Origin of the sequence: Marseilla massiliensis (assembly GCF_016899855.1) — a bacterium.
In the GTDB taxonomy this organism is placed as follows: domain Bacteria; phylum Bacteroidota; class Bacteroidia; order Bacteroidales; family Bacteroidaceae; genus Prevotella.
The window spans coordinates 1-13,649 of sequence record NZ_JACJJG010000070.1; the positions used below are offsets into that span (position 1 = coordinate 1).

A 13,649-nucleotide genomic window follows, 5' to 3' on the forward strand; every position below is an offset into this window, starting at 1 on the left:
GCCCATCCCTTCATCGTCCTGTGGCTGTGCGCACGCTTTATATTGCATGACTTCAACGGTGTGGAGTCGATAATGGATATTCCAGTACATTTACCCAACGCACATGTCTGCAGGAACAGCAAAAGATGGAGTCCTACCTTAGCCTGGCGTTCTACGAAGCGGTTGTACGACAGGCGGTGTGGAAACTCCTTGCGCATGTGGTTACATACATAACCGAGGTAGAAAGACTTGAGGTCTCGGTGGCGCAAGATATGGAACAGTACGAGAATGGTCATCACCTCGCTGTTGGACATGAGGCACGGGCGGTTGCGGCGACGTTTGCCGCAGATGTCCAGCGTGTGTTTTTTCAGTTCGGAAGCAAAATATTTGCAGAATTCATCGAGAATACAGAAAATTTCTATTATATTTGCATCAGTCATGGGAATGAATATTTTTATGTAACTTATTGATTATCAACTATAAAGGTACTAAAAATATCTCATTCCCACAACTTTTTCAATCGTTTTCTTATACCGAACTCACGTTAACTTACGAAAATCAACGAAAAGACTCGCGAAATTCATGAGGAACTTTTGGAGAATCAGGATGTAAGCAAGGCCGTCACTCAGCTGGGAAATCAGCATTTAGCAAGACGCAACTCCTCGGCAATAATCGTGAGACATGGTGAGCACTACGAAAATGCAAATCATCAGTGCGAAACCATAGAAAAACGAAGAGCCGTGGGGAGTTTCTACAAAGCGACTTATTGGGCATTCAAAGCCATAGTCTTTGAGACTTCTTACCAACAACACAATAGTAAACGATATCAGCCACACCACAACTCGCTTATCTCTAGCAGGTTGTACGTTTGTGACTGTATGAAGGTATTTCCTTAAAAATATTTTACCGTCACTTACATTGTAAAAGGTCATCTTTTAACGCACAATTGACAACCTTTTGCGACACAAAAAGCCATAAACCACATCAAAATCGACCGTCTTACACATTGCAAAAATGTAACCCAAACATTTCTCATCTCTTACAACGACACTTATCATACTAACATAAAACACCTTAAAAACTGAAAGATAAAATCCTGCATATTCAACCTCTATAACACTTATAGCCAACAAGTTACAACTAAAAATGACAGATGACAGATAAAAATCAAACAGATTATTACGCTTACAAACAAGAACAAGGTGATCGACAATAATTGCATATAAAACATAGTCAAACTACAAGATAAACAATAAAATGCAATTGCATACGTTACAAAATAAAAAAACAGAAAATATTTATGCAAAAACACAGTGCCGATTTTTCCGTTTTAATGTCTGTCTACAATAAAGAAAATCCCGAGTATTTACGAGACAGCCTGATGAGTGTTTTCAACCAAACCTTAACGGCAAAAGAGGTTATTCTCATAAAAGACGGCCCCGTAACAGACGAACTAAATTCAGTAATATGTCAATTCGAAAAAAAACACAAAGAATTGCATGTTATTCCATTTGAAAAAAACCGTGGTTTAGGTAAATGCCTCAACGACGGCATTAAATTATGTTCTTACGACATAATCGCCAGAATGGATACGGACGATATAGCCAAACCGGAACGTTTTGAAGAAGAATACAATTATTTAGCACATCACCCTGAATGCGACATCGTAGGTTCTTGGATTGAAGAATTTATCTCAACCAAAGACAACATTATTGCGGAAAGGAGAGTTCCGCAACAGCACAAGGAAATTTATGAATACGCAAAACGTCGTTGCCCTGTAAACCACCCTACCGTAATGTATAGAAAAAACGCCGTTATGGCAGTCGGCGGATACTTAGAACAATATTTCCCGGAAGATTATTTCTTATGGATCAGAATGTTAATGAATGGTTCCCAATTTTACAATATTAACAAATCTCTACTATGGTTCCGTTATTCACCAGAAACAATAAAGCGCCGCGGCGGATGGAAATATGCCAAAGATGAAATAATCATACAACACAATATTTACAAATTAGGTTTTATCTCTTTGCATGTGATGATAGAAAACATTGCCATACGGTTTTCTACAAGAATATTACCGTATCCGATAAGGAAATTAATTTATAAGACGATTAGGAAACATTGAAAGTCTCAAATACAAATTGTTAGTACATCTTCATTTAATTACTTATCATAATGCAATTTATCATTTTGAGCATTTAAAATACTTGTAAACAAAAGTATGCCAACAGGTATTAAAAAAATATATGAAAATATTGAAAAATATGCAAGCGCTACTGTAATAACAAAAAGCACAGTATAATATTTAACTCGAAATTTATAGCGGTCAGCATATTCACGCATAAGATATTTGGAAAAAAAAGCATTACGATAATCGAATTTCCCCTTAACACTCCTTTCTATAAATAATGTCAGTGGATAAATGACCAATATGAACAAAAGAACCTTTAGACTGAAATAATTTATTGAAAAAAACACTGGCACAGAATACCGAAATAACATAAGTAAAAGATGGACAACAAGGCAAAAGCCATTACGTATCCAATTATATAAAAAGAACAATGGAAGTGTCATAAAGCCGCACAGCAACATTAAAATCGGTGTTCTGGAAACATAAAGCAAACCCCACCATACAATAAATTCCAAAAACCTTACAACATAAATAAGAACTTTATGCTTTTCATAAAAGTCCAATTCATAAGAGCTTATTCGCATCGTAGGGTTTTCTTCTTTTTTTATCGTTTCGCAATCATTTTGTATGTAACCTATTTCATATAAACCATACAAAAACAACAACCCCAAAACAAAACGTATTAAAGAGAATCCATGCAATCCAAAACTTATAAAAAATACCGGTAAAAGATATTTTACGCCCCATGCCGAAATACCAACTTTCCCTTTATATCGAGTTTTAAAGGAATATAACATAGGTATAAAAAATAGCATCACACTTCTATAAACTCTACAACTCTGCATGACTTAAACTTGTTTATTAAGGCCATTTCAGCCCACTTGTTTTTTTTCATCTTGTATGTAACAAGATACGCTTCAGACGATTCACATATAATATCACAATCAGAAAAATTGTCTGTCAAAACTCCGGCATAAGGCGGAACAACGCCTGCGGCTTTTAACATTGCTTTCTTACATGATAATAAATCTTTGCTAATATGCCCTGTACAAACCCCATTTGAGTCATATTCCAATGTTGTTGAAAAATATTCCGGTATATTATAGTAGGCTGCAACGGCATTAGCTATGACATCAAGCGTAGCAGATGCAATAACAAGTCTGCAACATTCTGCTCGTTTCTTATTTATTATATTTATAATTTGTACATTTTCCTTTGCAAATAGAAAATTCTTACAAAAATCTTTCGCCATCAACGTCAACTGTTCGCACGTTTTACCACGAAGTTTTTTTATAAGATTATGCCTTAATGGCTCTTTTTTAAAAAAACGGAACATCAAACGATTATATATGCGGTATGGTAACGAAAACCAGAATTTTACGAGCCAGTTTGAGCCATAGTAATACTTTATGAAGTCAAATGTAGTGTTTGACCTAAACATTGTACCACAAATATCTATAAGAAAAGCTCTATCTTCCATTGTCTTTGCTTTTAAGCAGTACAAAAATATAAATAATTTTAAAATCAATCATTCTTCAATTCTTTTTATATTTATAATAATATTTAACTTCTTCTTTAAAATCTTTATGATGCTTTTGGAAAGCAAATACGCCTCGCAACATATTTTTCCAACATTTCCAGCCATTTGGGACAAATAACGGAAAATAAAGAAGCCTAATCAAATGTTTAATACTTACAGCCACTTTCCATTGAAAAGGAACGTATGGCAATGCACAAAGCCACAGATGATTACGAAATTGATAAAAATATCTGAACGGAGACCATATTTGTACTTTGTAACGCCATATATTCATATCTGACACTCCAACTTTATGATTTATACAAACATTCCTCGTTATACCAACCACATACCCTTTTGCCTCTGCGCGCCAACACCATTCATAATCAACGAAATCTATAAACAATGTAGATAACATATAGCCAACATCCTTAATCACGCAACATTCCACAATGCTTCCTGAAGAAATAATATCACGCCGTTTCTCAAATCCATCATCTGAAACTTGATATGTGTGGAATATTGAATTATATTCTTGTTGTGTGCCTATTTCAACCACAGTCGGGCCTAACAACCCAAGATTAGTAACACGTTTCTTTATTTTCTCATACTCTGTAACCATTGACAAAGGATATTCTTTGCCGACCCTACTATCTTGGTCAAAGAAAAGTACATAATTTAACTCTTCTAACATACCTAAATATCGCAAACCGACATTTTGGGCGTTAGCAATACCAGTATTTTCACCTAAGAAAACATATTTCATCATCCCAACATTGTCCGCATCAAAATTCCTTGTTCTCGAATTATCTACAATCACACCTTTGTAATATTCTGCAATTATTTTGACATTTTCAATGTCTCCGTTTTTGGGCGCAAACATCACTATAATTATGCCGATTTTATCAAACTGCATTTCTCCTACCATAAATTACATTTTTGTAGTCATACCCGATTTAAGGCCTTTTATTAACATTTTCACTTTGTCAATTTTATTATTTTCCAACAATAAAATACGTAGAAAACGCATTATTATCAGGTCTTTTACAATTTTAGCCTTGTATGAAAAAGGCAACCATTCTTTGTGTTTTCTAAGATTCAATACATGACTACGTGTTATCTCATATGTTCTTTTTACACTGTAATTATTTGCTTTTACCGGTAACAATCTTGCCTTTGTCGGCTTTCCCATCGTATGCTGTAATACACATTCTGTTAAACAAATGATTTCATATCCAGCCTCTCTAACCCTTATCGACGTATCGTGATCGAGGGCGTCCAAAGGGAACATTTCATCTACACCGCCTATTGCCGTAAGTATATCAACAGGATAAACAGTACCAGAATTAATGAAAATTTGTCGTTTCTGTTTTTTATCCCTTATCTTCCATTTGTCACATCCATATATGTAAGGAGTATATACACAAGGCTGGTTCTGCCCAGTGTTTTCTTCAATGAGTCGCCTATATTTTGCAAAATCATGCCAATGGCTGTCTTGATCCATTGTCAAAATATAATCATACCTATTTTTTTTTGCATAATTCCATGCAAAATTTATCGCTGGTGCTATAAACAGGTTCTTTCCCGTACCATGCCATAGTATTTTATTTTCCATGGGATGCAACCGTTCCATTATTACATTATGTAAATTCAGCTCTAACGGTGAATTATCCCAAATTATAAGTTTATCTATATATGGTACGTATCCTTTAATACTCTCAACCACATCCGTATCCGGCTTATACACAACCACCACTCCAAGCATTTTATATTTTTCGCTCATATTCTCCAAAATCCTTTAGCCGTACCATTAATAATTTTATTAAACTGTATGATATTTACTACTAGGCCAGGAATATTGCAAAAACACATTACAACAAAGAGCCACAAAATATCATGCGTCAATTCACTTATCAGCCATGCCAACGGTATAAACAATACTGCTGAAACCGTCATATAAAGTTGCAAACGTAATGCCCCAATGCCATTTAAGAAGAACGAATAACGTGTGCTTGCGACTAGCAGGAATACGTAAAAAGCAACAATGGCAGTCATACTTAATGGCACCTCACATTTTTCACCTACCCATATACCATAAACCCACGGTGAAACAGCAACCATCACAACCAAACAACCACCGACAATAATAACAATCTGATTCATTCGGTTGCTTGCCTTTCTTATCCAATCAATATCTCCACGTTCATAAGCATCGGTCGTAGCATTCCAAAAAGGCATACATATTACAGAAAAAATTACAAGCATTAAGCTTGTGTATCTATATGCGACTTGATAAGGTGTAACCATTTCAGGTGAAAAGAACTTGGAAATAAGAATGTTAACCGACATAAATTGCAGAACGCCTGCTATTTGAATCAAAAAAAACTTAATCCCGACCTTACCCATATTGTAAGCAGAGCTTAGATTTACAGAATAAAGACGCGGACGCATGAATGGAAATTTTTTCCAAAATGTAAATGGATATGCAGTAAGATAAACTATTAAAATTGCCAACGTATTAGCCACAACTATACTGAAAAAAGAAGCCTTTCCTATTACAAACAGCATAAACGTAGCCGCTAAAGCTAATGTTTGCCCTGCTGTAATAAGCAAATTGCTAACAGCAGGAAGTTGCATTCCCATATAAACATTCCCAACAAACTTAAATACAAAAGTTAAACAAACTATAATTACAGCCGCAGACAATGCCGTGCGCAAATCTGGTATTATATGTTCTGAAACATTAAAAAAAGAATATACATTGCCATTCCATATGAGCGCAAGAAGAATAGCTGCAAGCGGTACGACTATACAAATCAACATCGCCATCGTAGAACTAACTGCCTGTCGTGCTTTTTCTTGTTCATCATACACCATATATGCCGCAAGTTTATTTCGCAGACCGTTGCCAAGCCCAATATCCATTTGATCAATCCATATCAACAAACTACTTACTGTCAACCATACACCATTCTTATACGCACCTAAACATTGCAAGGTAAGAGGTATCATTATAAGTGACACTAACGCTGACCAACCCTTCAAAAAAAAAGAAGCTAAGACATTTTTTATCAACAAACTTGAACGTTTATTCTTATATTTGAAAAATCCTTCCATAAATCAACTCTGTGATGCGCAAGCATCCCCTTTTTTAAAAGTGAATTTAATACAAGTATAGCACATCAATGCAATCAAGGTCATTCTTTGAATAAACAACGGAATTGAGACAAAAATAATTTCATCAAAAAATTGCAATGCCAAAACAAAAACAAAATATGAATACAAACATTTTGAAAATGGCTGACCGTTTCTCGCATACCTGTAAACCAAGCCCGTTCCAATACCATACAAAAGAGCAAAAAAAGCAACACCAAAAACTCCTCCGTCCTGATAAAAAGGCTTCATTATGGTATATACATTTGTCGGAACTGGAACAAAAACAAACTCACTAAAAGCATCATGCTCTACAGTCACACCGTTTATAAATCTTCCCATATATGAATAAATTGTCCAAAGGCTATTTGGACATAAATATTGTGATATAGTTGGCCTTAAATGCCCAAACGCTATTGGAGGTGATGTAAAATATATGCCTAAGAAATCAATTATCGACATACTGTCACTTGGGCTTGCATCACTGCTTGTACGTGAAACAGTAAACACATAAAAAATAAAAAATAGCACAAAGCAGAATATGGCGATTGTACGTACTTTAATTAATTTTCTTTCAAAAAGGACGTATACAACAGTTATAAATATAAGGAAAAATGTCAGTTTTTCCATATTTGCCACAGCAAAAATAAAACAACATATGATTGTGCTAAAAACTTTCCACAAGGGGATTTTAGGATAACTCCAAAGAGCAACTAAAAGTAATGATTGATTTATTACCATAGTATAATTTAAAATGCCACGATCCTCCCCCTCTATAGCCAACAATCTTAAATTCGCCACAAGGTCTTTCGCATCAAACATTGTTACAAGTTTGTATATCTGATAAACATACAATGGCGTAAGAACTATAGCAAGAATGAAAAAGAAATTAAATAAAAAAATATTTACGTTAATTCCGCTTTCATATATACTCGATTTTGCAGGAAGCAGATTGTAAGTCAAGAATGATGACATAAGAAAAATAGTCAACCAAACAAAAATACATTTATAAAAAACATTTGGTACCGCATCCATCTCACTACCAAACAAAATAATCGCAACACCAAGGACAAGCCACACAATGATAGACAAAAACCAAGGCGAAAATACATTTCCATAATCTAATGTTCTTTTTCCCTTTCTAAATGTTCTTACGAGAAAAAAACATTTTACCGACACTAAAGCTATAAAAACAAAAATTATCACATACCTAGACAGATAATTTATTGGACGCAAAGGCACTTCATTTGCTTTTATGACAGAAAATGAAGCATAAACTCTTTTTACAAGTGCTTGGTACCTAAAATATTGTTCTGCTGCAGACACATAAGAATTGAACGTTTCTTTCACATTACGTTCAAGCATATTCTTATAAAGACGTCCTTCCTCTGTAACTTCTTCATTATGGGTATCTGCATATATAGCATATTTATGCCAAGCTGCTCGGTATCTTCCTGCTGCGATTTTACGTTCTCTGTCTACATTTGCCAGTTGTGCTTTAAATACTTCCTTACGCTTTTTGGTCACAAAATTTTGCAAACGACTAACCACACTGTCAAGCATAAGAGTTGCAACTAAAGGGTCTTTATCAACAAACTGTATCGTTAACGTTTGCTCTTTCGTAGAAATATTGTATTCAATATTTTTTTTCACTGCTTCCACTGTATCTACATTTACAAGATATTGACCATAAGTCTTTTTATGGCATGGAAGTTTTATTTGCGATATTTCCTTAGCAAAATCATTAGTCTTCAATACTTTGCAATACACCTCTATGTCATTGATTCCTTGATTGGCCGCTCCCATCATTTCACGCATCTTTGCGCTTATATTATTTAATCCAACAGCCAAATCAGCCTCTTTATATTCATCAGAAATTTTTATCTGCGCAGCATACTCCTTAGGCATAATAAGCCATACAGTCACAGCAAGAATTATGGCCGTTACTGAAGCTATCAGATAAGGGTGTTTGCGCGGTTCAATCATTTTAATCTATCAAAATTTAAATCACATTATGAAGACCTTACGATTTTTCCACAAGACAAAGCCAGTACGCAACACAAAGGCTAAAAACATCCAAGTTATAAGAGTAGCGAGTTTTGAACGGCTACTATGTTTTAGCGGGACTGTAGCACTTTGAATGACTGTAAATGCAGGAGTACGTTCCTGTACTTTTGCATTTGCCAGTTGCAGCTGTTCTACTACCTGCTGATATATATTATATTTTAACTGCATATCGTTTTCCAAGTCTTCTTCCTTCATCTTATAAGACTGGAGCAAAACATCTTGATTAGCGTCTGCATAAGACGCATAAACTTGACGAGCCTTGTCATATTGTCGGCGCGCATCATCAAAAAGTTTTTGCATATAATCCAAATCCACACGTGCTTTTTTTGTCCTATAATCTGTTATCGCCACTTGCAAATGACTTTTCACAGAATCTGCCATAAGTGCAGCAACCAATGGATCTTGATCTGTTACTGTAATCGTTATAACATTTGTTTTTTTGTCAACCAAACATTTAATATTATGTAAAATAGTCTTAGCTATAGCATCTTCATCTTTTGTCAACCATAGCGGGGTTTTAAATCTTTTCACTGAGCCTTCTCGTTTATCCTTTGAACCAAATGACTCTATAAACTTTTTTAATCCTATAAAGGGATAATCCGTCAATGCAGGTTTATTATGTTTTGTCAAATATGTATAATAGTCACAACTTATATCATGTTTTTTAGTTGTCACCTTAACAGGAAAAAGCCCAACAATAAAATCTGTTGAAGAAACTAAGTCTGGGTAGATTTCCGGATAAAGAGCATCTCCAGTTTGTCCAATCTTCATATTCATACCAACCATTGAAGCCAAAGAAGATATACTTCCAGAAAAACCAGCCCCTGATTCTTCTGGTGCCAAAACCACAGTGCTCTCATATTTTTTTGGTGTTGTAAACGCCACAACGAGTCCTATGACAGCTGCAATACCGACATAAATCACTATCTTTACTTTATCTTGTCTCAATAAGTTGACAACTTTCAAGATATTTATATTTATGACTTTTTTCTTGTCATCCTCCATATTTTATTTCCTATAATCCTTATTTTAAAGAGAATATTATGACACACTCATATCACCCTTACTTAAACAAATTTGCCAACGTTGCAATCATAGTTGCAATCGAGGCGGCAGATGTTCCGATTGACAGTTTTTCGGCTACAGACATGGTGTTGACTTTCTTCTGTGGCACGAATATCTCGCAGCCGGGCCTTGGCTTGGCGCCTTCGCTAACCTTGCCTATCATGCCGTTCATGTAGACGATGAATGTCTGGCTTTTCTTTGCCTTGGTACTAAATCCGCCGGCTTGATTGATATAATATTTAACCTTTTTACCTTTCTGGAAACCTACGGTGTTGGGATACATCACCTCGCCATTGATTTTTACCGTAGCCGAATATTGAGGAACAACGAGACGGTCTCCTTCACGCAGAACAATGTCTGCGTCACTACCCGGGTTGGCAAGAGCCTTGTCAAGCTCAATACCAACCGAATAGGTTTCAGGTATTTCATATTTTTCCAACGCTGCAGAACTTTGCAGGTCTATCTGTTTGTTCTGAGCGGCGGCCTCTACTTGAAGTTGCCGAGCCTGTTCCCTTGCCATCTCCAAAACGGTCTCCATACGCTTGCGCTCGGCATCGTTAAGTTTGCGCTCCAACCGGGCACCAGGAACGTAGGCACGGTCGTTCACGCCTCCTGCGCTTTTAATCAGGTCGCTAAGGCGCTGATTCTTTTTAGATAACGTATAGGTCCCGCTGAACATCACCTCACCGTCCACAATTACATTCTGCTGTTTGTAGAAACCTGGGCTCTTGCGGACGTATACCTCATCAAACGGCATTAGCTTAAAGCCCGGTTCGCCGTCGATTACGAATCCGTCCTTAAGAGCGAAAGTATATGTGCGGGCTATTATCGAGTCGGTTGTCAATGCTTTTGGGTTGACAAGACGGCGCGATACATCCACCTTGACAGTAGAAGCCGTCTGCTTAAGACCTCCGGCCTGCAATACAAAGTCCTCAAGAGTCTCGTTATCAGCATATTTGTAGACACCGGGATAATTCACTTCACCGTGTATGGTTATAGTCTGTTCCTCCATCATTTCCTGCTTTGTGGGAATGAAAAGCACGTCGTTATTTTGTATTGGCACGTCGGCCACGGTACCGGCAAGTATGCCTTCCACGTCAACAGGTATAACTTCAAGCGTACGGTCAGGCTTCATACGGTGCATTACGGCACGGGCGGTAAAGGCTTCTTCCTTCAGTCCGTCGGCATGCTCTATCAGCGAGCGCACGCTCGTGATATTCCCGCCAACCTGGTACATTCCGGGACGGAACACGGCGCCCTTAATTTCAACCATGTTGGAGAAGCGCGCCAGGATGGAATCTACGCTTACGGAGTCGGCATCAGCCAGCTGGAACGCGCTCATGTCAAACTCGTCCACATTATAGACGGAATATTCGCGGCCAGTCTTACGCACCAACCTTACAGATTTCTTGTATGCGTCGCCCGTAAATCCGCCGGCATACTTGAGCAACGTTGCCACGCTCTCGTTCTTCTTCATTTCATAGAACATCGGGCGTTTTACCTTTCCCGTAATATTAACCAGGCAATCATACGGGCCTACGGAAATAACGTCGTTATCGGTAAGGCGGACATTACCCGTCAGCTTACCATTAAGGATATAGTCGTAAATGTCGACGGTTGACACCAAGCGGTTGTTACGGTAAACTTTTATATTACGCAAAGTACCGAGGTCATTGGTGCCTCCTGCCATATAAAGCGCATGGAACACTGTGGCAAACGCCGGCAGGGTATATGTTCCGGGGTTATTGACCTCACCCATAACGTTTACCATTATGGTGCGTGTCTGGCCTACGGTCAGTCTTATTTTCGAACTACTGTAGCGCGAGCCGATAGTGGAACGCAGCCTTGCGTTAGCCTCATCCACGGTCAAGCCTCCTACCTGCACCGGGCCGTAGCCTTCAATCGTCACGGTTCCGTCTGGAGACACAGTTCCCTCAATTGTTTTCTGAGAAGCGCCATAAATGTCTATAAACACAGCGTCGCCAGGACCGAGGCGGTAATTCCGTGGCGTAGCGATGTTCATGTCCGGCTCGAACGTAAGGTCTTTATTATTGAATATGTCACGGCCGAACACCTTTGTCTCTTTCTTGTCCTTGTCGGCAAAATACTTCTCAACGATGGCAGCCGTGTCAGGTATAAAGTTGTTCAGTTCGTCACGCATCATCAGCCAGTCCTCATTGCTCTCGTCATACACGCCCTCGTTCACGTTCTCACGTCCGTCAGACAGTCTGTACGATGGCAGGATGTCTTTTTCCGTAGCACGAGTTACCGTCTGCTTGGAGTCGCCTGTCATACGGTTGCCGGTAGTGGTCTTGCCGTTATTGGTACGCATGCGGTTGCCCGTTGCGCTTGAATTCGAGTTTACTGTGCCCAAGCCTTGGTTATTGGCCATACGCTCATATTTCTGCCTGACACGCCGAATCTGCGATATGTCAACGCCCCGCTGCATAAGTTTTGTCACAATCTGCGACTGGGACGTACCGGAAGAATTCTCTTCCACAACGAATTCAAGCACTTGTTCGTCAGTCATCGTAGATTGCGCTACGGCACACACCGGCAGCAACAACACAATGAAAACCAATATGAAGAATTTTCTTATATACATATTATAAAAATACATTATTCCATTAATTATAAACTTTCTGGCCCAAGCCTAGGCTGCGTCTAAAATTTCTTGCCTCTGAGCATGCTCGCCACCGTGCGGATTATTATACGGAAATCGAGCCACAATGACCTGCGTTCAAGATAACAGACATCCATCCTAAGCCTTGTCAACATCTTTTCCATCGTGTCCGTATATCCGTTGTACAACGTTGCTTCCGACGTAAGCCCTGGCCTCATCTTATATATAAGCTCATACTCTGGAGCTACGGCCGTGATTTTATCAATGAAGAACTTTCGCTCAGGGCGCGGCCCCACGAACGACATGTCACCCCTGAGCACGTTCCACAACTGCGGCAGCTCGTCAAGATGGTGTTCACGCAGATACCGCTCCGTCCTGGTGGAGTTGCTTTCGTCACATCTTGCCACAAGCCTCGGCTCGGTCTCACGGCCGCTCAACGTCCTGAACTTGTATATCGTAAACGGCTTTCCGCCATATCCAATCCGCTCTTGGGAGAATATCACCGGACCGTTGCCCTGCCTTTTAAGCATTATATAGATTACAAGGTACGCCGGCGAGAGTACAATCAGGCCTACAAGCGCGGCCACAAAGTCAAGCGCTCGCTTCACTCCCCTTTGCATGGCACCCATAGCGTCGTGCCCCCGCACAACATCAGCCCTACCGTAACTATACAAACTGTCCACTTTTATTCTTCAGCCTTTTTCCGTTATTATACCATCAATATATATAACATGAAAAATCCGAAATTGTTGCAAAGATAGCACATTTTATTTTAATACAATCGTTTTTACCACCACTATTTTCATTACAGACTCCCCGCACTATCCGCTCGCGGCAGCCGTCGAAGCGTCAAAATCAAGCTTTAGCGGGCACACAAGCAGCCACTGTCATAATGCATTGAAACACAACACGTTACTACAAGCCACATATTAGACTGCGAAAGACCGCATTTTATGTTCCAATTAACGGCCTTTTACATTCCGAAAGACCACCTTTCAGGTTCATCCGCAGTTCAGTTGGATGGACGAATCGTGAAGCGCAAAGAGTCTTAGCTTAAAATAATCATCGTCCCTGAATCCGTAAGCATTCCTTTTAAGGACTTTAATTTT

11 protein-coding genes and 1 pseudogene are annotated in these 13,649 nt (G+C 38.6%); 1 reads left to right on the plus strand and 11 read right to left on the minus strand.

The features are described 5' to 3' along the window. The coding region (locus tag H6A34_RS10665) for a transposase (RefSeq protein WP_275955209.1) at positions 1-419 on the minus strand (419 nt) is incomplete at its 3' end. Between the two features lie 860 nt (positions 420-1,279). On the opposite strand from H6A34_RS10665, the gene H6A34_RS10670 reads away from it, so the two are divergent. Next, positions 1,280-2,107: a glycosyltransferase gene (locus H6A34_RS10670; RefSeq protein ID WP_205105502.1), complete on the plus strand. Its 828-nt coding sequence runs from the start codon at positions 1,280-1,282 to the stop codon at positions 2,105-2,107. 38 nt (positions 2,108-2,145) lie between these two features. Here H6A34_RS10670 and H6A34_RS10675 read toward each other — a convergent pair whose 3' ends face one another. From H6A34_RS10675 to H6A34_RS15665, 10 genes and pseudogenes are all read right to left on the minus strand, one after another. Further along, entirely contained in the window at positions 2,146-2,958 is an 813-nt protein-coding gene (locus H6A34_RS10675; RefSeq protein WP_205105503.1) for a hypothetical protein, read from the minus strand. Continuing rightward, positions 2,928-3,593: a haloacid dehalogenase-like hydrolase gene (locus H6A34_RS10680; RefSeq protein ID WP_205105504.1), complete on the minus strand. Its 666-nt coding sequence runs from the start codon at positions 3,591-3,593 to the stop codon at positions 2,928-2,930. The genes H6A34_RS10675 and H6A34_RS10680 overlap by 31 nt, the downstream gene beginning before the upstream one ends. A gap of 55 nt (positions 3,594-3,648) precedes the next feature. After that, positions 3,649-4,560: a glycosyltransferase family protein gene (locus tag H6A34_RS10685; RefSeq protein WP_205105505.1), complete on the minus strand. Its 912-nt coding sequence runs from the start codon at positions 4,558-4,560 to the stop codon at positions 3,649-3,651. A 3-nt stretch (positions 4,561-4,563) separates the two neighbouring features. Beyond that, positions 4,564-5,415, minus strand: a complete 852-nt coding sequence (locus H6A34_RS15660; protein WP_239480847.1) for a glycosyltransferase family protein — start codon at positions 5,413-5,415, stop codon at positions 4,564-4,566. Then, positions 5,412-6,749 (minus strand): lipopolysaccharide biosynthesis protein, encoded by a 1,338-nt coding sequence (locus H6A34_RS10695; protein WP_205105506.1) that lies wholly within the window; start codon positions 6,747-6,749, stop codon positions 5,412-5,414. Before H6A34_RS10695 ends, H6A34_RS15660 begins: the two co-directional genes overlap by 4 nt. A 3-nt stretch (positions 6,750-6,752) precedes the next feature. Further along, the gene (locus H6A34_RS10700) at positions 6,753-8,771 is read right to left on the minus strand and encodes an O-antigen polymerase (protein WP_205105507.1); all 2,019 of its coding nucleotides are present in this window, start codon (positions 8,769-8,771) and stop codon (positions 6,753-6,755) included. Between the two features lie 21 nt (positions 8,772-8,792). Beyond that, entirely contained in the window at positions 8,793-9,857 is a 1,065-nt protein-coding gene (locus H6A34_RS10705) for a Wzz/FepE/Etk N-terminal domain-containing protein (RefSeq protein ID WP_205105508.1), read from the minus strand. Positions 9,858-9,915: 58 nt separating this feature from the next. Further along, complete coding sequence (locus tag H6A34_RS10710) at positions 9,916-12,522, minus strand: SLBB domain-containing protein (protein WP_239480848.1); 2,607 nt, start codon at positions 12,520-12,522, stop codon at positions 9,916-9,918. 59 nt (positions 12,523-12,581) lie between these two features. Next, the gene (locus tag H6A34_RS10715; RefSeq protein ID WP_205105511.1) at positions 12,582-13,169 is read right to left on the minus strand and encodes a sugar transferase; all 588 of its coding nucleotides are present in this window, start codon (positions 13,167-13,169) and stop codon (positions 12,582-12,584) included. A 372-nt stretch (positions 13,170-13,541) separates the two neighbouring features. Further along, positions 13,542-13,649: pseudogene (locus tag H6A34_RS15665) on the minus strand (transposase); the annotation flags it as partial.

What these genes read in the sequence shown, in the direction of transcription:
- H6A34_RS10700 (WP_205105507.1), bottom strand. Translation starts at nt 8,771, where the DNA reads ATGATTGAACCGCGCAAACACCCTTATCTGATAGCTTCAGTAACGGCC.
- H6A34_RS10680 (WP_205105504.1), bottom strand. Translation starts at nt 3,593, where the DNA reads ATGGAAGATAGAGCTTTTCTTATAGATATTTGTGGTACAATGTTTAGG.
- H6A34_RS10675 (WP_205105503.1), bottom strand. Translation starts at nt 2,958, where the DNA reads ATGCAGAGTTGTAGAGTTTATAGAAGTGTGATGCTATTTTTTATACCT.
- H6A34_RS10715 (WP_205105511.1), bottom strand. Translation starts at nt 13,169, where the DNA reads ATGGGTGCCATGCAAAGGGGAGTGAAGCGAGCGCTTGACTTTGTGGCC.
- H6A34_RS15660 (WP_239480847.1), bottom strand. Translation starts at nt 5,415, where the DNA reads ATGAGCGAAAAATATAAAATGCTTGGAGTGGTGGTTGTGTATAAGCCG.
- H6A34_RS10705 (WP_205105508.1), bottom strand. Translation starts at nt 9,857, where the DNA reads ATGGAGGATGACAAGAAAAAAGTCATAAATATAAATATCTTGAAAGTT.
- H6A34_RS10670 (WP_205105502.1), top strand. Translation starts at nt 1,280, where the DNA reads ATGCAAAAACACAGTGCCGATTTTTCCGTTTTAATGTCTGTCTACAAT.
- H6A34_RS10710 (WP_239480848.1), bottom strand. Translation starts at nt 12,522, where the DNA reads ATGTATATAAGAAAATTCTTCATATTGGTTTTCATTGTGTTGTTGCTG.
- H6A34_RS10695 (WP_205105506.1), bottom strand. Translation starts at nt 6,749, where the DNA reads ATGGAAGGATTTTTCAAATATAAGAATAAACGTTCAAGTTTGTTGATA.
- H6A34_RS10685 (WP_205105505.1), bottom strand. Translation starts at nt 4,560, where the DNA reads ATGGTAGGAGAAATGCAGTTTGATAAAATCGGCATAATTATAGTGATG.